At 54.3% G+C, this 22,659-nt stretch carries 20 protein-coding genes and 1 other RNA gene; 3 read left to right on the top strand and 18 right to left on the bottom strand.

The window, feature by feature from the left end; translation table 11 throughout:
* Position 1 precedes the first annotated feature (1 nt).
* Genes murF through mraZ form a run of 6 tightly spaced genes read right to left on the bottom strand, consistent with a single transcriptional unit; the run spans position 2 to position 6,462 of the window.
* Positions 2-1,393 (bottom strand): UDP-N-acetylmuramoyl-tripeptide--D-alanyl-D-alanine ligase, encoded by a 1,392-nt coding sequence (murF, locus tag LIO98_RS09865; RefSeq protein WP_291956296.1) that lies wholly within the window; start codon positions 1,391-1,393, stop codon positions 2-4.
* The gene (locus tag LIO98_RS09860) at positions 1,393-2,895 is read right to left on the bottom strand and encodes a UDP-N-acetylmuramoyl-L-alanyl-D-glutamate--2,6-diaminopimelate ligase (protein WP_291956292.1); all 1,503 of its coding nucleotides are present in this window, start codon (positions 2,893-2,895) and stop codon (positions 1,393-1,395) included. The genes murF and LIO98_RS09860 overlap by 1 nt, the downstream gene beginning before the upstream one ends.
* Positions 2,896-2,955: 60 nt before the next feature.
* Complete coding sequence (locus tag LIO98_RS09855; protein WP_291956289.1) at positions 2,956-4,647, bottom strand: penicillin-binding protein 2; 1,692 nt, start codon at positions 4,645-4,647, stop codon at positions 2,956-2,958.
* Complete coding sequence (locus LIO98_RS09850) at positions 4,634-5,032, bottom strand: hypothetical protein (RefSeq protein ID WP_291956286.1); 399 nt, start codon at positions 5,030-5,032, stop codon at positions 4,634-4,636. The genes LIO98_RS09855 and LIO98_RS09850 overlap by 14 nt, the downstream gene beginning before the upstream one ends.
* Complete coding sequence (rsmH, locus tag LIO98_RS09845) at positions 5,032-5,967, bottom strand: 16S rRNA (cytosine(1402)-N(4))-methyltransferase RsmH (RefSeq protein ID WP_291956283.1); 936 nt, start codon at positions 5,965-5,967, stop codon at positions 5,032-5,034. Before rsmH ends, LIO98_RS09850 begins: the two co-directional genes overlap by 1 nt.
* Before the next feature lie 33 nt (positions 5,968-6,000).
* Positions 6,001-6,462 (bottom strand): division/cell wall cluster transcriptional repressor MraZ, encoded by a 462-nt coding sequence (gene mraZ, locus LIO98_RS09840; protein WP_291956332.1) that lies wholly within the window; start codon positions 6,460-6,462, stop codon positions 6,001-6,003.
* A 678-nt stretch (positions 6,463-7,140) separates the two neighbouring features.
* Between mraZ and LIO98_RS09835 the strand changes: the two genes are divergently transcribed.
* The 3 genes from LIO98_RS09835 (at position 7,141) to LIO98_RS09825 (ending at position 10,024) form a co-directional block, all read left to right on the top strand.
* Entirely contained in the window at positions 7,141-7,317 is a 177-nt protein-coding gene (locus LIO98_RS09835; protein WP_291956280.1) for a hypothetical protein, read from the top strand.
* Positions 7,318-7,401: 84 nt separating this feature from the next.
* The gene (locus LIO98_RS09830; protein ID WP_291956277.1) at positions 7,402-8,703 is read left to right on the top strand and encodes a diguanylate cyclase; all 1,302 of its coding nucleotides are present in this window, start codon (positions 7,402-7,404) and stop codon (positions 8,701-8,703) included.
* Entirely contained in the window at positions 8,693-10,024 is a 1,332-nt protein-coding gene (locus LIO98_RS09825) for a hypothetical protein (RefSeq protein WP_291956274.1), read from the top strand. Before LIO98_RS09830 ends, LIO98_RS09825 begins: the two co-directional genes overlap by 11 nt.
* A 181-nt stretch (positions 10,025-10,205) precedes the next feature.
* Here LIO98_RS09825 and LIO98_RS09820 read toward each other — a convergent pair whose 3' ends face one another.
* The 12 genes from LIO98_RS09820 to LIO98_RS09765 all read right to left on the bottom strand — a co-directional run bounded on the left by LIO98_RS09820 (position 10,206) and on the right by LIO98_RS09765 (position 22,298).
* Positions 10,206-11,753, bottom strand: coding sequence for a sensor domain-containing diguanylate cyclase (locus tag LIO98_RS09820; protein ID WP_291956272.1), 1,548 nt, complete (start codon positions 11,751-11,753; stop codon positions 10,206-10,208).
* Between the two features lie 227 nt (positions 11,754-11,980).
* Positions 11,981-12,331, bottom strand: an RNA gene (gene rnpB, locus LIO98_RS09815) — RNase P RNA component class A.
* Positions 12,332-12,382: 51 nt separating this feature from the next.
* Positions 12,383-13,480, bottom strand: coding sequence for an aldo/keto reductase (locus tag LIO98_RS09810; RefSeq protein WP_291956269.1), 1,098 nt, complete (start codon positions 13,478-13,480; stop codon positions 12,383-12,385).
* A gap of 104 nt (positions 13,481-13,584) precedes the next feature.
* Positions 13,585-14,211, bottom strand: coding sequence for a V-type ATP synthase subunit D (locus tag LIO98_RS09805; RefSeq protein ID WP_276796772.1), 627 nt, complete (start codon positions 14,209-14,211; stop codon positions 13,585-13,587).
* A 16-nt stretch (positions 14,212-14,227) separates the two neighbouring features.
* A complete protein-coding gene (locus LIO98_RS09800) occupies positions 14,228-15,646 on the bottom strand; it encodes a V-type ATP synthase subunit B (protein ID WP_066744511.1) in 1,419 nt (472 codons plus the stop codon).
* Positions 15,633-17,432 carry a V-type ATP synthase subunit A gene (locus tag LIO98_RS09795; RefSeq protein WP_291956265.1) on the bottom strand — a complete coding sequence of 600 codons (1,800 nt, stop codon included), beginning with the start codon at positions 17,430-17,432 and terminating at the stop codon, positions 15,633-15,635. The genes LIO98_RS09800 and LIO98_RS09795 overlap by 14 nt, the downstream gene beginning before the upstream one ends.
* A 23-nt stretch (positions 17,433-17,455) precedes the next feature.
* Positions 17,456-17,797, bottom strand: coding sequence for a V-type ATP synthase subunit F (locus tag LIO98_RS09790; protein ID WP_276796765.1), 342 nt, complete (start codon positions 17,795-17,797; stop codon positions 17,456-17,458).
* Positions 17,784-18,800: a V-type ATPase subunit gene (locus LIO98_RS09785; RefSeq protein ID WP_291956258.1), complete on the bottom strand. Its 1,017-nt coding sequence runs from the start codon at positions 18,798-18,800 to the stop codon at positions 17,784-17,786. The genes LIO98_RS09790 and LIO98_RS09785 overlap by 14 nt, the downstream gene beginning before the upstream one ends.
* Before the next feature lie 16 nt (positions 18,801-18,816).
* Entirely contained in the window at positions 18,817-19,401 is a 585-nt protein-coding gene (locus LIO98_RS09780) for a V-type ATP synthase subunit E family protein (RefSeq protein WP_291956256.1), read from the bottom strand.
* Between the two features lie 20 nt (positions 19,402-19,421).
* Positions 19,422-19,925 (bottom strand): V-type ATP synthase subunit K, encoded by a 504-nt coding sequence (locus LIO98_RS09775; RefSeq protein ID WP_291956254.1) that lies wholly within the window; start codon positions 19,923-19,925, stop codon positions 19,422-19,424.
* Between the two features lie 44 nt (positions 19,926-19,969).
* A complete protein-coding gene (locus LIO98_RS09770; RefSeq protein WP_291956251.1) occupies positions 19,970-21,985 on the bottom strand; it encodes a V-type ATP synthase subunit I in 2,016 nt (671 codons plus the stop codon).
* On the bottom strand, positions 21,963-22,298 hold the full coding sequence (locus LIO98_RS09765) for a hypothetical protein (protein WP_291956247.1): 336 nt from the start codon (positions 22,296-22,298) through the stop codon (positions 21,963-21,965). Before LIO98_RS09765 ends, LIO98_RS09770 begins: the two co-directional genes overlap by 23 nt.
* Positions 22,299-22,659: the final 361 nt, after the last annotated feature.

Below are 22,659 nucleotides of genomic sequence, written 5' to 3'. Positions count from 1 at the left end.
CTCAGGCCTCCGTAAGCGCTCCCACGACCCGCTTCAGACTATAGGAATTCGACCCCTTGACGAGAATCACTTTCTCATTCAGGTCGTTGTAATCGATCTTTGAAATAAGCTCTTCCAGAGATGAAAAGAGCGCCGCTCCCTCCGGCAGGGGGCCGCAGCCGCGCCACTCCTCGCCGAGCAGCATCACGCCGTCAAAGTCGGCCAGCTCCGCGATTATCCGGCGGTGCCACTCCGCGGCGCTTTCGCCAAGTTCGCGCATCCCCGCGAGGATAGCCCATTTTCTGACGCCGAGGCTTTCGGCGGCGGCGCGGGTGTTCCTGATCGCGGCGCTCATCGAGGCGGGGTTCGCGTTATAGGCCTCGTCTATCACCCAGCCGCGCGGAGCGCTGCGCTTACAGAGGCCGCGGCCTGATATCGGGGAGATCCCCGCGATGCCGGCCGCCGCCTCTTCGTCGGAGAGTCCGAGCCACGAGGCGACGGCGAAGGCATAGCCCATATTATAGGCGTGCTGCGTTCCGAAGAGCGAGCAGGATAAAGAGATATCCTTCCCCTCTCTGCAAAGAACGGCGGAGGTCCGGGGGCCGTTTTCGTCAAGCCTGACCTCCGCCTCTTTGATTGTAAGAGAGGCTCCCTCTCCGCTGCCGACGGCGATTTTTTTAATGTTATCTAAATTATAAGACATATAGTTTTTCAGGAGGCCGTTGTCATTATTGAAGACCACGGCGGCAAGACTCGGGCTGCCGCAGATCTCCAATTTCGCCCGCAGGACCCCCTCAAGGCTGCCAAAGCCCTCGAGATGGCAGGGCGCTACCTCGGTGATGACGGCGATTTCCGGCGAAAAGTGGCTGACCATCTCCTCTATCTCGCCGAAATGGTTCGTCCCCAGCTCAAGCACAAGCACCTCGGTATCCTCGGCCATCGCGAGGATCGTGAGGCTGCAGCCGACCAGCGTATTGAAGCTGCGGATCGCGCTGTGCACGCGGAAGCTTTTTTTCAGCGCCGCGGCCGTCAGCTCCCGCGTCGTCGTCTTCCCCACGCTGCCGGTGATCGCGGCGACCCTCGGCGAGACGCGCCGCAGATACTCCTCCGCGAGGGCCGCGAGGGCCCGCTGTGTATCCTCCACGGCGATGAAGCTCACGCCTGAATACGCGTCGCCGCGGATGTTGAGGCGTTCAAGCTCGGCGGCCTCTGCGAGCAGCAGCTTCGCGCCGCGCTCGATCGCCTGGTGGAGATAGAGATGCCCGTCGGTGGCGGCCCCTTTTATCGCGACAAAACTGTCGCCGGGGTCGATCTCCCGACTGTCGCACTTCCAGCCGCGGGATATTTTTATGTCCGGTCCGTAAAGCCGGCCGCCGCAGAGCGCGGCGCCCTCGGAGGCGCAGAAGAGAGCCATCAGATCACCCTCTTTCCGCTCTGACGGCACCAGTCCTCCATGATCTCCTTATCGACAAGCGGTATTGGCCCGTCCTTCAATATCTGGTGTGTCTCGGGACCGCGTCCGGCAATGACGACGATATCGTCCGCACCCGCCTGGTCAAGCCCGTAATAGATGGCCTGGCGGCGGTCGGAGATCATCGTGTATGGAGTGTCATGCTCTTTGACGCCGGGTTCGATCGCGGCCATGATCGCGGCGGGGTCTTCGCTGCGCGGGTTGTCAGAGGTGACGACGACGAAATCGCCGAGACGCGAGGCTATCTCCCCCATAACGGGACGTTTTGAGGTGTCGCGGTCTCCGCCTGCGCCGAATACAACATAGAGCTTACGTTTGCAGATCGGGCGAACCGCGCTGAGAACCTTCTCCAGCCCGTCCGAGCTGTGCGCGAAGTCTATCACGCAGGAGGCTCCGTTATCGAAACGGTAGCGCTCAAGACGGCCGGGAACCTGGGGCATATTCTCCAGCGCCTCAAGCGCCGACTGCGCGGAGACGCCGATCGACCAGGAAAGCGACAGCGCCTGCAGCGCGTTCAGCACATTATAAGCTCCCAAAATGGGCAGTTTTATCTTTTTCTTTTCCGGAGATTCCGGCGTTTTTATTTCAATTTCAAGACCCTCTACCGTGATGTTTACCACGGAGGCGAAAAAGTCCGCCTCCTCGTCTAGCATACTGTAGGAGATGACCCTCTTTCCCAGCTCCTCGCAGAGGCGGCGTCCATACTGGTCGTCTATGTTTATCGAAGCCTTCCAGTTGTTCCTCATATAATGGTCAAACAGCGACTTCTTGGCGAGAAAATAGTGCTCCATGTCCTTGTGGAAATCAAGGTGCTCAAGCGTAAGATTCGTGAACCCGGCGCGGTCGTAGCGCAGGCCGTCGATCCGCCCCTGCACGATCGCGTGCGACGAGGCCTCCATAACGCAGGCCCTGCAGCCGTTAGTAACCATGCGCGCGAGAATATTCTGGATATCGCAGCCCTCGGGCGTCGTATGTTCGGCCTCCTCGATCTTCTCTCCGTCGTCATAGAGGACCGTCCCCATAAGCCCGGTCTTGATACCGGCGTGGTTCAATATCGCCTGCGTCATAAAGGTGGAGGTCGTCTTGCCGTTCGTCCCTGTAAGGGCGATCATCGTCATCTTCTTCGACGGCTCCTCATAGAGCAGAGAGGCCACATCTCCCATCGCCGAGCGCACATTGGGACAGATGATCTGCGGTATGCCGGCGTCGACCTCATGTTCGCAGAGTACCGCGGGTGTACCGGCGGCCACGGCGGTGGGGATAAAGTCATGGGCGTCCCGGTGGCCGCCCTTCGTGGCGGCGAAGACCATCCCGGGTCCCGCCCTGCGGCTGTCGCAGACCATACCTTTAAGCTCGATATCGTCCGCGGCGCAGCCCTCCGGAAGATGTATTCTGTGTTCTATATGGCTCTTCTCCAACATCAAAATAAGTTTGCATAAATTCATAAACCAGCACCCCTTCTCTAATAAAACCTCAATATTAAATTGCCGTTTTAACGGCGCCCCCTATATCTTTCCGGGAGATATCTGAACTATGTCTTCCACTATCGATTTAAAGACCGGAGCCGCGATCTGCCCTCCGTAATAGCGCGCGCCCTTTGGCTCGCCGATACTGATAAGCATCACATACCGCGGCTTCTCGGCGGGCCAGAAACCGACGAAAGAGGCGACGTACTGCCCCTTCGCATACTGTCCCGAAGCCGCGATCTGCGCGGTGCCTGTCTTTCCCGCGATGGCCACCTTCTCCGATTTGGCAAGCTTACCGCCGCCCTCGGCCACCACCCGGCGCATTGCCTCCCTGATGAAGTCCGAGGTCTGTTTGGAGACGACCTGATAACGTACGCGGCGCGCTCCCTTGTGAATCACATTACCCATACTGTCGCGCACCTCATCGATCACATAGGGTTTAAGCAGCATACCGCCGTTGGCGATGCTTGAGATCGCCATAACGATCTGCAGCGGCGTGACAGCGATGCCCTGGCCGATAAAGATGTTCGCGGGGACCGTGCCTAGCCATTCCTCCGGCTGTTTTATCAGCCCAGACTCTTCGCCGGCGATTTCCACCTCGGTCTTCTCGCCGAAGCTAAACTGTTTCAGCATACCATAAGCCTGGTATTTAGGCACCCCCATAGACATCAGGGACATACCGATATTGCACGAATTCATCAGGACATGTGTCAGGTCCTGTTTGCCGTGGGCCCTTCTGTTGACGTCGCTCATCGTACGGTCGAAGAGCTTCATCGTACCGTGGCAGGTATAGGTCGTATTTCTGCCGGCCGCGCCGGTCTCCAGCGCGATCGACATCGTTATCGGCTTAAAGATCGAGCCGGGCTCGAATACGCGCCCCACGGCGTTGTTGCGTACGGCGTTTGTATTTACGAGATTCTTTCTGTCGTTGGGGTTAAGGGTGGGATAACTCGCGAGCGCGATTATCTCGCCGGTGTAGGGATCGACGCAGACGCCGGAGGCCCAGCCGGCGTCGACCGCCTTAGCCCCTTCGCTGAGCCGCCACTCCAGGATCTGCTGCACGCGCGAGTCGACCGTCAGCTTGATCGAACCGGCCGTATCCTTTACGACGCCGGACTTGCCGCTCATGGTATCCATCGCGTTGCCCTTGGAGTCACGTGTCAGAAAACGGGTGCGCGGCGGCGAGTACAAAATGTGATTCCAGGAGAGCTCCACACCCGCCTGTCCGTATTCGTCTATATCACAGAAGCCCAACAGATGGAAGGCCAGCGATTCATGCGGATACATCCTTCTCTTTTCGGATAAAGTATAAAGGCCGGGGATCTTCATCTGCGCAAGCTTGTCCGCCCGTTCCTTGGGAATGTTGCGCGCAACCCAGTAAAAACGCCCGGGAAGCTCACGGGAAAACTTTTTTGCCGTCGCCGCTCCGAAGGTACCCTTAAGCACGTCGGCGCTCGCGGGGTTCCAATACTTGGGGTCGATAAAAAAACTTGTGGAGGGTACCGATATTGCCAGCGGCACCCCCCTGCGGTCCTCTATCCTGCCGCGCGACGCGCTCACCGCGACATTCGCCCAGTACTGTTTTTGGGACTGTGAGACAATTCGGCGGTCGGGCCAGAGCTGTACCTTAGCCGTGCCAACCGCCAGTATAGTCAAAACTATAAAGGCCGCGAACCACACCGATTTTGAACGGCGCCGCTCGTCCCCAGGTTCTCTCCTAATTCTTGGCATGAGCCTGCTTTACGAAGGGATTCAGATTTTCGATGAACCCGCCCTTTTCCACAGTCTCTTCCTTCGCCTGCGCCAGCCTTACCGATTGCTCATCAAGCTTTATCACCTTTATATTCTCGGCGTTATTCATGCCGAGATCACGGCGGGCATAGTTATAGACCCTCGCCGGAGAGAGAAGCTGCGCGTAGCGGCGGGAGAGGACAAGATTTTCCTCCTTGCAGAGATCTATCCTTCTTGCGGTCTCCGAAATACGGTGTTCAAGATAAAGGCCATAAAGTCTGAGCGTTCCAAGCGCCGCCGCGCAGAGGAATACGCACAGAAAACTTATTACGAAAAGCGACGAATGCTTTGTCTCGCTTTCATGTTTGTGTTCCTTGTAACGCATTAAAATTCATCCTCCACTTTTTCGTCTTCTTCATACTTCTCAAATATCCTGAGCTTTGCGCTGCGCGACTTATAATTCGCCTCGACCTCATCCTCGGCCGGCAAAAGAGCCTTGCGCGGATTCGGCTCTCCCAATTCTTCTTCCTTCCATTTACGGAAGCGGTGCTTAACCATGCGGTCCTCCAGCGAGTGGTAGGAGATGACGATTATCTTTCCAGCGGGATTCAGCAACGCCGCCGCTCCATCCAACGCCTCACTGAGGGCGTTAATCTCGTCGTTGACGGCGATCCTCAGGGCCTGAAAGATCTTTCTCGCCGGATGGCCGCCCATCTTGCGCTGCACGGGAGCGGGGAGAATCTTCCTTATAAGCTCTACAAGCTCCGTCGTGCTGTGCAGCTCGCCGCCGTGCTCGCGGTGGCGGACGATGCCCTTCGCGATCTGAAAGGCGTAGCGCTCCTCGCCGTAATCCCGAAAAATCTCCGTCAATTCCTTGATGCCGGCGGTGCGCAGAATCTCCTCGGCCTTCGGATGGCAGGACTCTTCGTCGCCGGCATCCATCCTCATATCGAGCGGGCCGTCATACTGAAATGAGAAACCACGTTCAGGCTCGCTGATCTGCAAATTCGAAACTCCAAGGTCGAAGAGGATTACGTCCGCGCCACTAAAACCATCTATTTCCTTCAGCAGGCCGATGTTCCTAAAGTTATCGGCGATAATCTCAAAACGCGGCGCAAAGGGGGCGAGCCGCTCCGCGGCGATTTCACGGGCCTCGGCGTCCTGGTCGAAGCCGTAAAGAAACGCCTCCGGATGCCTTTTAAGTATCTCAATGCTGTGTCCCGCAAGACCGAGCGTCGCATCCACCACCGTACGGACATTCGTTTCGCCGCCGACGGCCTCCAAAACTTCATTCAGCATTACAGACAGATGTTCCCTCATAGTATGCGGCTCCCATCCATTTTTACGGACATATTAATTTACCTTATGAGGAAATCCAGCCGGCGCGTCCGCCGCGTCGTCAAGCTCCTCTGCCATATCGCTGAAATCAAGAAGCACCTCTGCGCGATGCTCTTCCCACTTCGCCGTATCCCATATCTCCATATGATCCTCCGCGCCGATCAGCGTGATCTCAGTATTCGCGCCCGCGTAATCACGAAGGATCTGCGGTATCAGTATTCTGCCCGCGCCGTCTATCTCCTGCTCCGTCGCCATCGAAAGAAGTACGCGGCGAAAATCGCGCGCCTTTTTCTTGAACGAGGAGAGGTCTTTGAGCTTCAAAAGCAGCTCTTCCCAGCGCGGGACGGGATAAAGGGCTATGCAGCGGTCGATGCCTATCGTCGCGACGACGGTAGAACCAAGTTCGCCTCTGAACTTAGCGGGAAGCACTGTTCTGCCTTTACCGTCCAGTTTATGGTTATAACTTCCCACTAGCATCAACAATTCACCCACTTTCTACCACTTTATCCCACTTTATAACACCTTATACTCTCAAAGTTGATTCCGCAACGCAAAGGAATCCAAAGTGGTGAACATAATAGGGTCTATAGACCTATTGTTTAGAAAAGGCAGTCTGTAAGCGAATTTTAACTACTTTTTATGCCTCTTTAGAGCAAATATTGCCTGAAAGTATGCATACAAACAAATCATCTATTCTTGCTTTTTTTAGGTAATTTTACGTATTCAATTAAAAAATATTAATATCTTGCTGTCCAAGGGCAGCTACACCGCCAAAGTCCCACTCTTATATACTGGCGGGATAAATATTCGCGGCAGCTCTGAGTCGCTATAATGCAAGCGCTCCCGCCAAGTCGTTTAATAATAGTTTTCGCCAACTATCCGCGTGTTTTCTTGGCTAAACACAAATAGAAGGGCTCAAAGGAGAAAGTTCACCGCGCATTGCCAATTCGCTCGGCCACTTACACATGACGCCTCCCCGATAGCAGTTCCGCGCGCTATTTTATACAGGCTGCCGTGTGAAATCTGATGATTACGACCGGACGCGGCATGTTGCTTTACAATTTGGGTGGTGTTAGAATGGAAACTATTGCAGATATGGTTCGAAGTTGTACGCAGCATGTTGGTGTAACTCAACGGTTGACAGGAGGGAATAAGTTGAAAACAGACAAAAGGAAAGGCGAAAAATTCCTATTATCATACAAGCCTGTCTTTAAATACAACCTCATTTTTTGCATACTGATACTTCTTACCTTCATCGTTGGCGGGATATATCACAGCTTCGAAGAGATGAAGTGGACGTCTAAAACGACGATGAATGCCGCGAAATGGTAAATTGAATATCGGATAAAACAGTCAATTCGGCTGTTGGAGTCCTGTGCCGCCCAAGAGCAGTACAGAGACCCGTCTCTTCCATATATGGGCAAAGTGAACAGCCTGGACCAAATCAACAAACATTTCGGCTATATGATGATCCGTTATGTGGACCAGGATATAAACGTATATTCCGCCAGGGGAGCCACCAGCCTGGCCAGCCGCGAATACATGCAGCGGCTGTTCACAACCGGCAAAGTACAGGTGACGGACAGTTTCGCCGCCGGAGCCGACGGTGTGACGCTCAATTATACCGTGGCGGTCCCGCTCTACTGGAACGGAAGAATCTCCGGCAGTATCTTCTGCGCGATTTATTTTGAAGAGATACAGAGGCTGCTGGTCGGCGCGTCCCGAAGAAGCGGAGTCGAAGCGACAATGCTGGGTTCGCGTAATCAGATGATGTCTGTCACCGACAAATTACGTTACGGGAACAGCTATCTGGACTATCTGGGAAAATTTAAGCTCTTTGGCAATACTAAGAATAAGATCGAGGCGGATCTGCTGGGGGGAAAAGACGGCGGGTTCTGGGCTCTGCGCCTGCCCAACCTCTATTACTCACTATACTCTCCAGTGGAAAATACTTCCTGGAGTATCATCGTGACGACAGATTTCTGGACTGTCTACTGGTCGCAGCTGATGGGCGATATACCGGCCGTTATTATCTTCATTCTGTCTTTCATCCTCTTTGCCTGGCTTGTAAGCCGCTACATGCGCTCTCAGCGAATGACCGTCGATTCGCTGATCCAGTCGGTACAGATGCTTGAGAGAAAGCTGTATTTAGATGAAAATCCGCATAACCTCGATTTTAATGAGGTGCTGCAGCTGACGGGCAACGGCCTCTCCGACAGCCTTACAGGCGTAGTCACGCGCTCCGTCTTTGTCAGCCAGGTCAACGGGCGTTTGAAAAACCTTGTCGGCAGCGAAGATGTCGCGGCCTTCTGTTTTATAGATCTGGACGATTTGAAAAAACTCAACGATACTTACGGACATAGAGCTGGAGACCTCGCACTCAAAAATATCGGCTATATCCTGCGTGAATATGAAAAGAAATTTGACGGGCTGACCGGACGTTACGGCGGCGATGAATTCGTCATGCTGCTGACCGGCTTGAAAAATGTTGACGAACTGCGCCGCGTGCTGGGCGAGCTGGCGTCTCGTCTGCATTTTCCGCTGGCGGAATTCGGCGAAGACATTATGATCCATTGCAGCATCGGCGTAGCGCTGTACAAAAGCGGGGCGGAGCTCGACTATCTGGTCAGCAGCGCGGACCAGGCGCTCTACTATGTAAAACAACATGGAAAGGGCACATATCACATCTACTCGAAGGAGAATTTCCGTGAGATATGATAAATGCCGCACATGGTTTGTCTTTTGCGCCGCGGTCATTTCCCTGTTCGCGGCGGTGGCGCTTCTTTTCTGGTTTGACCGCAGCTTTGAAGATTTTCGCCGGGCAAACGCGCGCGTAGTCTTGGAGCTGACGCGCCGGAATCTACAGGAGACGCTTTTTGGCGGCATGAATAAGGCGGTAGAGCTGGCAGAGATGATGAAGAGGGCACCGGCGGATCCTGTGCTTTTTCTGCGGTACGCGGATAAAATACTCAAAAAAGAGACGGCGATTTGCGCCTATCTAGTGACGGACGATAAGGTCGTGAGTATCTGGCCGAAAGGCAAGTTTACCGAGGAGATCGGGCGGCAGCTGCGGGAATATCCCTATGCTTTCAGCTTGTCACGTTTAATTCGCGGCTCTTTTGTCGGAGGCCCTGTCGATATAGATGGTAAAGGAAGCTGCTTCTTTTTTATCCATCCCATGTTTGAGGGCAAACGCTATTTAGGAGAGGTCATTGTCGCCGCCAAAGCCGATTATGTCTTAAAACAGCTGAATATGGCCTATCTGCGGCAAAGCGGCTATGAGTATGAGCTTTGGCGAGTCTCTCCGCAGGATGGAAACAAAGAGGTCGTTGAGGCCTCCGATCCGCATAACGACCTCTCTGACGCTGAAAGGTGTACCTTTTATATGCCTACGGAATGGACGCTGATGATCAGGCCTATTGGCGGATGGATTTCGCCGCGCGGCAGGCTGCTGCTCTTTGGCGGCGGCGCGTTTGTCATTATATTGTTGTCAGGCTGCATAGTTTTATTCTATATCACGCTAAGACAGCGCCGGCAAATATCCTCCATATTGAGCTTTGATCATGAGACGGGCTTTTTAAACCGCGATGGCTTTCTGGAAGAGCTAAAGCGTCTCGCCGCCAGCCGCGGCAAAAATGAATATACTATCATCTATTTTGCTATGGACGAATATATACGGCTTGCGCGCATTATGGATGAGAAACAGAAGAACGAATATATGGAACACACGATGCGCTGTCTTCGGGATTATATTTACAGTCCGCACATTACCGCCAGAATGGGCGAAGCGGGCTATGCGGTGGCGATATTTGAAAAAATGGAAATGAAAGAGGCGGGAGATATCGCGAGAGGTATATCCCTGGAGCTGCTTTGGAAGACTAAGATCAGGGAAAACAGGGAGTATATCCACGCTGACTGGTATTTTGTCCGTTGTCCGGAGGAGGGTACCGATCCGGAATCTTTGATAGTCTCGGCAATAAAAGGTTGTGAAGAAAAGCGACAGAGAAAAGCTATGAACGGAATTTCCATGCATCTATAAAAATGCAGGAACCAAGCTCTTAGCCGCCGAACCATGGGTAAACAACAAGTCGGGCCGCAGTCTTACCCGGAACGCAGGCAATATCTGGATCGTTAAGCGGCACACACCGCCTCCGTCCAGTTGTGCATCCAATCTATATTTGTATAGCAGAGCAAACGACCGCCCATGTCCGAGAGCATCGTCACAGCGGCGCGGTAATCTCAGAGCTTGGGGATAGAAGTTCCGTCCTGTTTTTCCCGCCCTTCTTCGCCATGTATAGGGCCTCGTCGGCTATCCGAATACAACTATACAACGGCATGTCAAGCGTCGTAACCACGTAGCAGATACCAACACTGACGGTAACTACGCCATCAGAACCGTTGGGAATCATATCGTTCTCTACCAACCGGCAGATATTATCTCCAAGTTCCAGCGCCGCTTCTCTATCTACAGAAAATACAACGGTAAGAAATTCTTCGCCGCCATATCGCATCACAGCCGCGTCATACCCGTTAAAGGCGTTTTTAAAAAGGCCTGCCACCCGACAGAGACAACGGTCACCATACTGGTGTCCAAAAGCGTCGTTATATCTCTTAAAATCGTCTATATCCATCATAAAGACAGCCGCCTGCCCAGAAACACGTATGGGGTATTTCCACGAATCCAAAAGATTTGTTTCAAGAAAACGCCGGTTCAAAAGACCTGTGAGTGAATCGTGATTGGCAATAATTTCCAGCTTCTCGTTAATCTCGGCATTCTTTTTCATACTAGAAATAATCCAATATACAATCAATCCGCTTAGCAGAATAAAAATAACAAAGCATATACTAAGCGCCGGACCGTTTGAAATCGCGGAATAGAGGGCGGACTGCGTCATACTGGCGATCTCCACCTCACGCAGCCCCGCCAGCAGCACCCAGTGCATGGCAGGAATTGGCGCGTAGACCACATAGCAGATGCTTCCCTTCCAGTAATAGGTGCCCACTCCTGATTCGCCGGCAAGTCCCTTGCTCTCCAGTTCCATCACCGAGCGTGTAACTGGTTCCTCATGTTCCGTCAACAATTTCACTGCGTTATATTGGGAATTTACCCAGTCGATATGGTTCGGGTCGCTGACAGCTATATCGGTCCCATCGGCATTAATGATATATGACTCTCCAGAGTCAACGAAGCGGATATTTTTTATCAGTTTACAGAAAAGATAGCCGTCCTTCTCAATACTTAACACACCGACGACATTTTCTCCACGCCTCACGGGAGCAGAATAGCAGACCACGAATTCATTTTCTTCATTAAAATAAGGGCCGTAGACTGAGGTTTTGCCGCCAAAGGCCGCACGTATATCCCCGCGTGTTCTGACGTCGCGCCGGCGTCCGTCCGACGCAGTCGTCCCTTCTTTTGTGACATAGAGAAAACGTAGCTCGCCGCGTCCAGAAGAGACCGCGGGGAACTTGACGCTCGCCCCGCCAGAAGCGGTTAGATTAAGAGAGTCCGCCAAAAAAACGGCATATCTCTGTTCTGTTTCCAGCTGATGCTCTACGGTCTCCACACCCTGATTGACCATTGCCTGTATAAGTTTGACCGTATAATCTGTCAGCTGATTGTGAAAATTTTCAGAAAGTATATAATAGGCTACAAATATTATGGTCAGAAGCGACAATAGAAATATAAACCCGACACGTACCCCCAAAGATACGGCATATCTGGTATCTCCAGCCTTCACGCTGACTCCACCTTTATAATCGAACATCATTTTTCTCTATCATTTTAAACCATTTAAGCATTTTCACAAGGCGCCTCACAGACCAATTTTATTCAAAATAAAAAGGTATTATAAATCGTGCAGTCCACAACGGCGAATACTAGATGTACTCACGGATATTGTTTTTTAGTAATCGTGAGGAAGTATGAGTACTAGGCGGTAACATGCGCATGAAAACAACGGCGCCGCGGCTGCAATATGCAGTCCGCGGCGCCGTACGGAGCACCCAATAAGCCGGGTTTTGTAAAGAGCTTTCGCTCCCTCCAGCCATTTATCTAACCCCGTACTTGCATACGGGAATGAGCGGTCATACCCGGAAGTCAGCGGGCCGCCTCAGCCTTCCCTATTCGACCTTGCTCCGGATGGGGTTTGCCAGGCCCGCAGGTTCCCCTGACGGCCGGTGGGCTCTTACCCCACCTTTTCACCCTTACCGCGTCGCCGCGGCGGTCTGCTTTTCTGCGGCACTTTCCCTGGGTTCGCACCCGCAGGAATTTCTCCTGCATCCTGCCCTTTGGAGCCCGGACTTTCCTCCCGCGCGATGCGCCGGCGGCTGGATTAGATACTCCGAATGGATATTATAACATAATCTAAAGGGTAAAGAGACAGGCGCCTCCGCGTTATCCCTCGAGTACCGCGTGGGCCTCTTTGAGCAGCTCCGCAATCTTCAGCCCCTGCGGGCAGTGCTTTTCACAGAGGTGGCAGGAAACGCATTTATCGGCCTTTCTCTGTCCCGCACGGTAAGCCTCTTTGAGCGATTCGTCCCCGGTCAGCATGTATTTGTTGTAATAGGAAAAGACGCTCGGGATGAGCACCGTCTTTGGACAGGGCAGACAGTATTTGCAGTCCGTGCAGCCGATCCGCTTCTGCATCTCAAAGGTCTCGCGCAGCTTCGTGATCAGCTCCTCTTCCGCCTCCGTCATCACCCCGGCGGCGGTATCCTCGAATATGCGCAGGTTATCCTTGAGCTGCTCCATAGTCGAAACGCCGCTGAGGATGACGGAGACCTCCGGCTTGTTGTAAAGCCAGCGGAAGGCCCATTCGGCAAGCGAACGTTTGACTGGAAAGTCTTCAATCAGCGCCCTGGCCTCCGGCGAAAGGTCGGAGATCAGCGAACCTCCGCGCAGCGGCTCCATTATCGTGACCGGCAGTCCGCGCGAGGCGGCGTATTTCAGCCCTTCGGTGCCGCCGGCCTGCGGTTTTTCGTCAAGGATATTGAGCTGTATCTGCGCCATATCCCAGTTATACAGGTCTACGGCCTCTTTGAAGGCCTCAAATGTATTGTGGATAGAAAAACCCTTGTGCAGTATTTTGCCCTTCTTCTGCATCTCCTCAAGGAACTTGAAGCCATCCAGATCCTTAACTTTTTTCCAGACTCCGGGGCTGAGGTTGTGCAGCATGTAGATGTCCACGTAATCGGTCTTGAGGCGCAGCAGCTCCTCGTCGAGGAATTTTTCCATATCTTCGTATTTGCTGACATGGATCACGGGACATTTCGTCACCAGGTAAGTCTTGTCACGGTAACCACCCGTAAGAGCTTTACCGACGATCTCCTCGCTTCCCGGATAAATATAAGCCGTATCAAGATAATTTACGCCGCTGTCGATGGCGCAGCGGACGATGCCGACCGCCTCGGACAGCTCCTCCGGCAGCCTCATGCAGCCGAGGCCAAAGCGCGACACCCTCATTCCAGTTTTGCCAAAATCGATATATTCCATATTTTTCACCGCTTTCCCAAGTAGTCTCTTTGTTATTATAATCTAAAAATAAAAAACAGTGCGCCCAATGGACGCACCGTATTTTATCTTTTGTCAGGAGGCCGTTAGTGGTTCCTGACGATCTCCTTGATAACCATCAGCCTGCTCAGCGTCGAGCGTTCCATCTCTTCGAGCTTCATGGAGATGGAGCGGATCGCCTCGGTGTAGGAGGGGATCATGACGTGCTCCAGGGCGTTGACCCTGCGCCGCGTCCTCTCGATCTCGAGGGCCATCGAGCGCACCGCCTTCTCCTCCGCCGCAAGGTGGACGAGCTTCGGCATTACTTTGAGGAACTTCTCAAGTGCCACGTCGAGGCTGCCCGGCGAGGTCGCGAGACCATAGTTAAGCTCCGCGCGCTGTTCGGGAAGCACATATACGGGAACGCGCACGCTCATCACATTTTTGTACTCGATCTCGACCCGCAGGTCGCCGCCGGCGGCCATCAGCGTCTGCTCCAGCATCTGCGGCAGCGTCTGCGCGCGGGCCATGAGAAAGCCTCCGTAGCAGTCGTTGAGCTCTCTCTCTACCTCTTTGCGCAGCTCGTAGACGGCTCGCGCGCGGACAAGAAATTCCTTTACGAGCGCGTCCTGCTTGTCCTTGAGAAGCTTGTGTCCCCTCTTGGCGACGACGAGCAGCCTTTTGAGCCTCGAGAGCTCCATTCTATTGGGGTTGACATTAAGCGCCTTTGCCATCAGAGGTCACCCCTTCCTACGGCTTTGCCAGCTGTTCGAGATCCTCTTGCGCGGCGACGAGCGGCTTCAGATATTTCTCTATGTATTCGTCTCTCACACGCTTCAATTCGCGGACGGGGACGATGGTGAGAAGCTCCCATCCGAGAAGCAGCGTATCTTCGATGGTACGGTTCTCGTATTCGCCCTGACGCACATAGCGGTCTTCAAACTGGTCGGCGAACTTAGCGAAGGCCTTGTCCTCTTCGGAAAGCGCGCCTTCGCCGAGGATGACGGCAAGTTCTTTAGCTTCTTTACCGCGCGAGTAGGCGGCGAAAAGCTGGTTCATGAGGTCCGCGTGGTCCTCGCGTGTCTTGCCCTTGCCGATTCCCTTGTCCTTAAGACGCGAAAGCGAAGGCATGACGTCGACCGGCGGATAGATGCCCTTGCGGTGCAGAGTACGGGCAAGGATGATCTGTCCCTCCGTTATGTATCCCGTAAGGTCGGGGATCGGGTGAGTCTTGTCGTCTTCAGGCATCGTGAGGATCGGTATCTGCGTGATCGAGCCCTTTTTGCCGCGAAGGCGTCCGGCGCGCTCGTACATGGTCGCAAGGTCCGTGTAGAGGTATCCGGGGTAGCCGCGGCGTCCGGGAACTTCCTTACGCGCCGCCGAGATCTCTCGCAGAGCTTCGCAGTAGTTCGTAAGGTCGGTGAGGATGACGAGGACGTGCATTCCCTTTTCAAAGGCGAGGTACTCCGCGGCGGTCAGCGCGAGACGGGGCGTGGAGATACGCTCGATCGCGGGGTCGTCCGCGAGATTGACGTACATGACGGTACGCTCAAGAGCGCCGGTCTTACGGAAGTCCTCCATGAAGAAGGAGGCCTCTTCAAAGGTGATGCCCATCGCGGCGAAGACGACGGCGAAGTCGGAGTGTCCGCTGATGACCGTCGCCTGACGCGCGATCTGCGCCGCCATTTTATTGTGCGGCATACCGCTTCCCGAGAATATGGGCAGCTTCTGTCCGCGGACGAGCGGGTTCATACCGTCTATCGTCGAGACTCCCGTCTGAATGAATTCCGAGGGGAAGTCACGCGAGAAGGGGTTCATCGGGTTTCCGTTGACGTCAAGATAGGCCTCGGGAATGATCGCGGCGCCGCCGTCGATGGGATCTCCGCGTCCGTTGAATATACGCCCGAGCATGTCTTTCGAGACGGGAAGTTTAAGGACGTCTCCGAGGAAGCGGATCTCCGTCGAATTGACGTCGATGCCGCTGCTTCCCTCGTAGACCTGAACGAGAGCCCTGTCCTGATCTATTTCGAGCACGCGTCCGCGGCGGTGTTCCCCGTCACCAAGGGTGATCTCGGCAAGTTCGTCATAGCTTACATCCTGCACCTTGTTGACCATCATAAGCGGGCCCGAAAGGTTGGATATGGTTCTATATTTCTCAGGCAACCTCATCGTGCTCACCTCCCATTGCAAGCAGTTTGCCAAGTTCGGCTTTTATCTTTGTCTCAAGTTCGTCGAGTTTCGCGATATCCGTCTCTTCCACATAACGCATACGCGCGATCTCGTCGCGTATCGAAAGCTCGATGACGGAACGCAGCGAACCGCCGCGCGTCAGCACCTGCATTCCCAGCTGATGGAAGGTTAGGATATTGCGCAGCATCTTGAACTGCTTGTCCATCGACGCGTAGGTGTCTATCTCGTGGAAGGAGTTCTGGTGGAGGAAGTCCTCACGAATTGACTTAGAGGTTTCGAGCACCATGCGCTCTTCTTTCGAGAGGGCGTCGACGCCGACGAGACGGACGATCTCTTTGAGTTTGTCTTCGTCTTCGAGCAGGGCCATCGCCTCTGTGCGGTAGACGCTCCACTCTCCGTCGTAGAAGCCGTCCCAGTATTCGCCGAGCTTCTGCGCGTAGAGCGAGTAGCTGTTAAGCCAGTTGATCGCCGGGAAGTGGCGCTGGTAGGCGAGCTGCGCGTCAAGGCCCCAGAATACCTTGGTGACGCGGAGGGTGTTCTGCGTTACCGGCTCGGAAAGGTCGCCGCCGGGAGGCGAAACGGCTCCGATAACGGAGACCGCGCCCTCGCGGCCGTCTTTGCCGAAGCAGATCGCACGACCGGCCCTTTCGTAGAAGGAGGCAAGACGCGTACCGAGGTAGGCGGGGTATCCCTCTTCACCGGGCATTTCCTCAAGGCGGCCGGACATCTCGCGGAGAGCCTCGGCCCAACGTGAGGTGGAGTCGGCCATGAGGGCCACGGAATAACCCATGTCGCGGAAATACTCCGCGATCGTGATACCGGTATAGATAGAGGCCTCACGGGCGGCGACCGGCATGTTAGATGTATTCGCGATAAGCAGCGTCCTCTTCATAAGCGGCTGTCCCGAACGGGGGTCTTCAAGTTCAGGGAATTCGAGAAGAACGTCGGTCATCTCGTTCCCGCGCTCACCACAGCCGATATAGACGACTATTTCCGCGTCGGCCCACTTCGCGAGCTGGTGCTGGATGACCGTCTTTCCGGAGCCGAATGGTCCGGGGACGCAGGCGGTGCCGCCGCGCGCGATCGGGAAGAAGGTGTCTACGACGCGCTGTCCGGTCGTAAGGGGGACCTCCGGGGGGAGACGCTTAACGACGGGGCGCGGGCGGCGGACGGGCCAGCGCTGGAGCAGCTTGAGCTCATGCTCCCTGCCCTTGGCGTCCACGACGACCGCGACCGTCTCGTCGACGGTAAACTCGCCGCCCTTTATCTCTTTTATTTTGCCGCTGACGCGGTGCGGGACCATTATTTTGTGCTCGACAAGCACCGTCTCCTTAACGGAGCCGATGAAGTCCCCAGGGCCTACTTCGTCGCCTTCCTTGAGCCAGGGCTCAAAGGGCCACTTATGCGTACGGCTCACGGCGGGAACGCTGATACCTCTCAGGATATAGGGGCTTTCAGCCTTTTGTTCTATCGCTTCGAGGGGACGCTGTATCCCGTCGAAGAATTCCTCTATGAGTCCCGGCGCAAGCTCAACGCTGAGCGGCTCACCGGTGCTGACGACGGGTTCTCCCGGAGCCAGCCCGGATGTTTCCTCATAGACCTGAACGGACGCCTTGTCTTCCTTGAGTTCTATTATCTCGCCGACAAGGCCCGCGTTGCCAACTTTAACGACATCGAACATACAGGCGCCGGCCATACCGCCTGCAATTACAAGCGGGCCGGATATCTTTTCGATGTACCCAGTAACGGCGTTGGGTGTGGTCAATTACATCGCCTCCATCATTATCATCATTTCTCACCAAATATATCCATGCCGACCGCGCGTTCGACGTTGCGGCGTATTGACTCAATGCCTATCCCCATGGATCCCTTCTGGTTTGGTACGGGTATAATGCTAAGGTCTGTATATTCGTTTATCTCGTCCACGGTATCCCTGTATTTCACGAAGAGTTCCTCTTCGAGAAACAGCACGGCATAGCCCGAACGCGAGTATTTATGAAGGACCGGAGCGATGCTCTCGCTGTTCTCTTCCGTGAGAACTACCACGTCCAGACCGATAGCCTTGAAGGGCAGTATGCTTTCGTAACTGCCGACGGCGGCCATCGGCGCTCTCTGTTTAGACGTAGACATGGCGCAGGAGCCTCCTTACCTGATCTTTGTCCTGCCTGTTGGACTTTGAGACAAAGATCATCCGAATATTTTTTACCTCAAGCTCTTTCGCCCACAGGTAGGCAATGACATTGCCGGGGGCGTCGGGGCTGTACTTGCTTTTTGCGATGGAATCGAGATAGAAGTCGTCGAGCGCTCTCTCAATATCCATTATTATCTCGGCAAATCCTGCCGCACTGTCCACCTGACCAAGCAGCGGCGAGAAGTCCGTGTAGTCGATCATCCTGCCCCAGGTCTCGAAAGGTTCGGATATCATCGGCACAAGGACGTTCAGATCGATCTTTCCGCCCTCGTGCATGAACGGCAGCGCACACGCCGCGTCGTAGCCAAACCTCTTGAGCCGCAGGAGCGAACGAATGTTCTCTCCATCGATTCTCGTGCGTACCCAGTCAAGTATCTCCGGCATACCCAGCGCCTTCGCGTCTTTCAGCATTACCTCGAACATCTGGCGGTCAAGCAGCCTCTCAGCTTCAAGCACATCTTTGCTCTGCTCCCATACTGAAATGCACCTGGGATAGAGTGTGTTGAGGCCAAAGGGCAGAAGCTGGTATTCCTCGGCTTCCGCGTCTGAAATGAGCCTGTCTACGGGATAGGAGGCAAGCGAGGTGAGCAGGTCCCACCTCTTTTTGCCGCCGCTCCTCGCGTTGAAAAGGCTCTTCAGCATCACCTTGACGTTGCTGAAGTCATATTGCAGGCGTAGCAGGTCTATCAGTCCCTTATCGGGAACAAAGGAGCTGATTTCCTCGTATGTATCGTGGAGGGCAGTTTCAAGAACCTTGTCAAAACCGCTCTCGCCGGAGACTGATGTCAGTACAGACGCGTAAGATGTCTCCCCAAGAATTTTGAGGACGGAGGCCGTGTCTTCGGCATCCAGCAGCCTTGCGAAGGCCGCGGCATCAAGAAGGCGCTGCTCCATAGCGCGTATTCGCGCTACGGCGTAACCATAAGCCTCCTTACGTGACATCAGACCACCTCCTTCATTATTCTGACGGGAACAAACGCTTTACAACGTCGGATTCCTGTTTTTCCTGTAAAACCTTAATAAGCATATCCCATGAGCAGTCTATGTTCGTCCTGTCCCTTACGAGGATGAATCCGCCTGTGATATCGGCCTTTTCCTCAGAGAGCTCAAGATTCGAACCATGTTCGCCGTTGTAGGCGGCGAGCCACTCACGGTCAATGTATTTCTCTCCTGCGCCTACAGTCACCTTCTCGTCGCGTGAGCTGACGGCCTCGTCGAGGAGGCGTGCGCAGAAGCTGAGATATTCGTCCTTCGGAAGCTCCGCCATCTTGGCGAGGCCGCCGTGGTAGACATCTTCGATAAGATCCCTTTTGGCACGCAGCATCATCTTTTCAACGTCAAGATTGGCCACGATCTCTCTGCGCTTCATTATCTCGGGACGCTCAGCCTCAAAACGGGCGTCGAAGCCCGCCTTTATTTCATCGCATTCCTGTCCGGCCTTCTGGGTGATGAAATCCGCTTGTGCTTTAGCCTTTGAGAGAATCTCATCAGCCTCTTTCTGAGCGTCATTCCTGATTTTTTCTGTAATCTGGGCTAAAGACATGGCATTCCGGTCTTCTTCAACTAAAGCTTGATTCCGTTGAGCATCAAGATGCTGACAAGGAGTCCGAATACGGCGTATGTTTCGCACATGGCCGGAAGGATGACCGCCTTACCTATCTGCTCCGGACGCTTGGCGATCATGAGGATCGTAGCCGCAGAGGACTTGCCTTGCCAAATGGCGGAATAAAAACCGGAGATCGCGATGGGAAGGCAGGCGCAGCAGATGCCGAATCCCTGCCACACGGTGAGGGCGACCGCGCCGGCGCCGCCGAGCAGTCCGGCCTTCTGCATCGCGAGAACCGCGACAAGCAGGCCGTAGATGCCCTGCGTACCGGGAAGGGCGAGAAGAACGAGCGCGTAGCCGAATTTCTTTGGATCTTCGGTCATTACGCCGGCGGCGGCTTCATTAGCTATGCCTATGCCCCACGCGGAGCCCGAACCCGCGAAGCCGACGGCGAGCGCGCCGCCAAGTATAACAAGCATCTGTCCAAGCTGATCAGCCATTGTTGAGAGAATTGTTTCCATGATGAACTTTACCTCCTTGAGTAAATGTGTAGCATCTTTTTTAGTTAATTTACGGAAGAATCTTCCTGAATGCGGGAATACTGGGCCGCATTGCAGAGCGGGGTGAAATCTTTTCCCGTAGCGTTGTAGAACTTACCGAAGAACTCAACGTACTGGAGCCTCAGGGAGTGTATGAACGCCCCGAGAAGGTTCACCACGATGCTGAAGGTGTGTCCGAGGACAAAAATCAGCACGGCAAGGAATATGCCGATGTAGGGGGTCCCGGCAACGAGGTTCGCGAGCAGGTTGATGACCATGCCGACCGCGGCAGAGCCGAGTCCAAGCGCCAGCAGACGGCTATAGCTCAATACGTCGCCAAGGAAGCCGGTGACATTGTAGAGGCTGAGCACGCCTGAGAAAAGCTTGCCGGCAATACCCTTCTTCTCTCTGCCCTGAGTCGCTACCAGCAGCAGAGCGCCGCCTATGGCTACGATCTTAGAGGGAAGCACCCATGCAGAGGGAAGATAGCCCGTCATCGAGCAGCCCATAAGCACGAGGCCGAGAAGGAATATCATCCATCCGCCCTGGTCTGAAACGGCGGCCATCTTATCGCCGCCCCTCCAGTTTTCAACAAAGGCGATCGCCAGGCCGAACATCACCTGGATGAAGCCAAGTCCCAGCGATATGAGAAGCAGCGTCATCGGGTCGTTCATCGGGTCCAGCACCTGTATGCCGTGTACCAGCGGCACAAGGCCGCTGAGGAACGGGAAGGCGGTCACGGAATCTCCAAACCATGAACCTGTCAGGGCTCCGAAGATTACCGTCATCCCCATGCCGACTGTCATGAGCACAAAGAACTTGCGCAGCGTCGGCGTAAGCTTGTGCTTGACGAGCAGGTATCCGAGGATGCCAGCGACGACGAGTCCGTACCCCGCGTCACCGAAACACATGCCGAGGAATACGAAAAAGAATGGGGCCATCAGCGATGTAGGGTCCACCTTGCCGTATGTCGGCGTACCGTACATTATCGTCAGCGGCTCGATGCAGGAGGACCACGGCGCGTTTTTCAAAAGCGTCGGCGGCTCTTCGCCCTCATCCGGCTTGACGACGGCGAGTTCGGTATAGGCCGAATAGGCCTCCACGGTATATTCTACCTTCTTCATTAACGACTTAGGGACCCAGAACTCCCAGATAAGCACCTCTTCCGTGGGGACGCCGGTCTCCATGGCCTCAAGGCGGTTACGAAGTATCGTCCAGTAGTCCCCATAGTTGCGCGCCATGTAAAGCCCCTCGTCAGCGGAACCGGCGAGCTCCTTGACGAGCCCCTCCTCTTTCGCTTCGAGGCCGGATATCTCCGACGCAAGCGCCTCCTTTTCGGCGGCGGCCGTAAGCAGGAAATCCTTGGGTACATCGATACGCGCCGCGCCGAATTCGGCGGTGGTCTCCTGTACCTTTTCGTACTCGCTCTTTTGACAGAGCACGGCAAACGTCTCGTTCGGGTCTTTTTCATTTCCCGGAAGCTGCTGCATCTCGACCATCTCGCCGAGCTCCTTTGTAAGACGCGCGGCCATAGCCTGCGCCGTAGCTTTTGGAGCGGCATAGATTGCCCCGGCGACCAACTCGGTGCCCGTAGTGAAGAACTCAAGCGGATACTTGACGCTCTCCAGCAGCGCTATCTGGGAAAGCAGCCCCTTCAGCCGCGAGACATCGGCGCGGGTCTCGGTGAGCCTCCGCTCGATATCCCTCATCGAAGAGGTAAAATCTGTAAATTTCTTTTCGTTGACCTGCGCGGCAAGCTGATCAAAGGTGAGCGTCGGGATATCGCCGAGCATCTTCGCCAGCGAGCCCTCTTTCTTCGTCTCGTACGGTTCCAGCAGGCGAATGAGAAATTTAGCGTCGCCGATAAGTTCGTCGATGTGATGCCGTTTCTCACGCAGCCTGAACATCGCTTCGCTATGTCCGGCTTCGCCCTCTTTGTTCACGAATTCGCAGCAGCCAAGTGCCTGCAGTTTTGCCGCAAGCTCATCCGCAACAGCTCTGTGAACAGCTATACGCGCCTTACACATTTCGGCGAGAGCCATAAGTCGCCATCACCTCTCTAACCAACCAATTTGCAACTCCGTCTGTTTCGTTCTTCTTCTTTTCGTAGAATGACTTCGCGTCGGCCCCGCCCTTCGCAGTTATCTCCTGCGCTTTGGCTTCGGCCTCTTTTTCTGCGGCGGCGACTCGTTCGCGCCATTGTCTGTGACACTGCTGTTTTGTGCTTTTGACAGACTGCTCCGCATCCGCCGTCGCCGCCGCCAATATCTTAGCAGCCTCGGCTTTGGCGTTTGAAACAATGCTCTTCGCGATAGCCTCCTGATCTCTGATCTCCTGTGCCAGATTCTCTGCCAATAAGATCACCTCCCCTCCATAATCATAAGATCACCCATAATACACTATAAGATTTTAACCGCATCTTTAAATTGCGTCAATTTTCACACATTACCATAAAATATCATGAAACTTTTCATAAAATGGCTTTTTATTACTTTTAAGAGCTTTTTTATCGGAAAAAGTATGTAAAAATAAACAACTGTTAAAGTCCAGCAGGGAGGATATTTCATAGGCCTAATGTCTGAACGTACCTAACATTTTTCGCAAAACCAGCCTAAATTTCGACTTTTTTTACCCAAATGCTTTTCTAAGGTTAACCTCTGAGTCCTTCAGATGGAAAAATTAGACCGTAAAAAGGACCGGAACTGAACTTTCCGGT

Source organism: Cloacibacillus sp. (assembly GCF_020860125.1).
Classification (GTDB): domain Bacteria; phylum Synergistota; class Synergistia; order Synergistales; family Synergistaceae; genus Cloacibacillus.
Note: the sequence above shows the minus strand (reverse complement) of the source record. Positions and strands in the feature narration are given on the sequence as shown.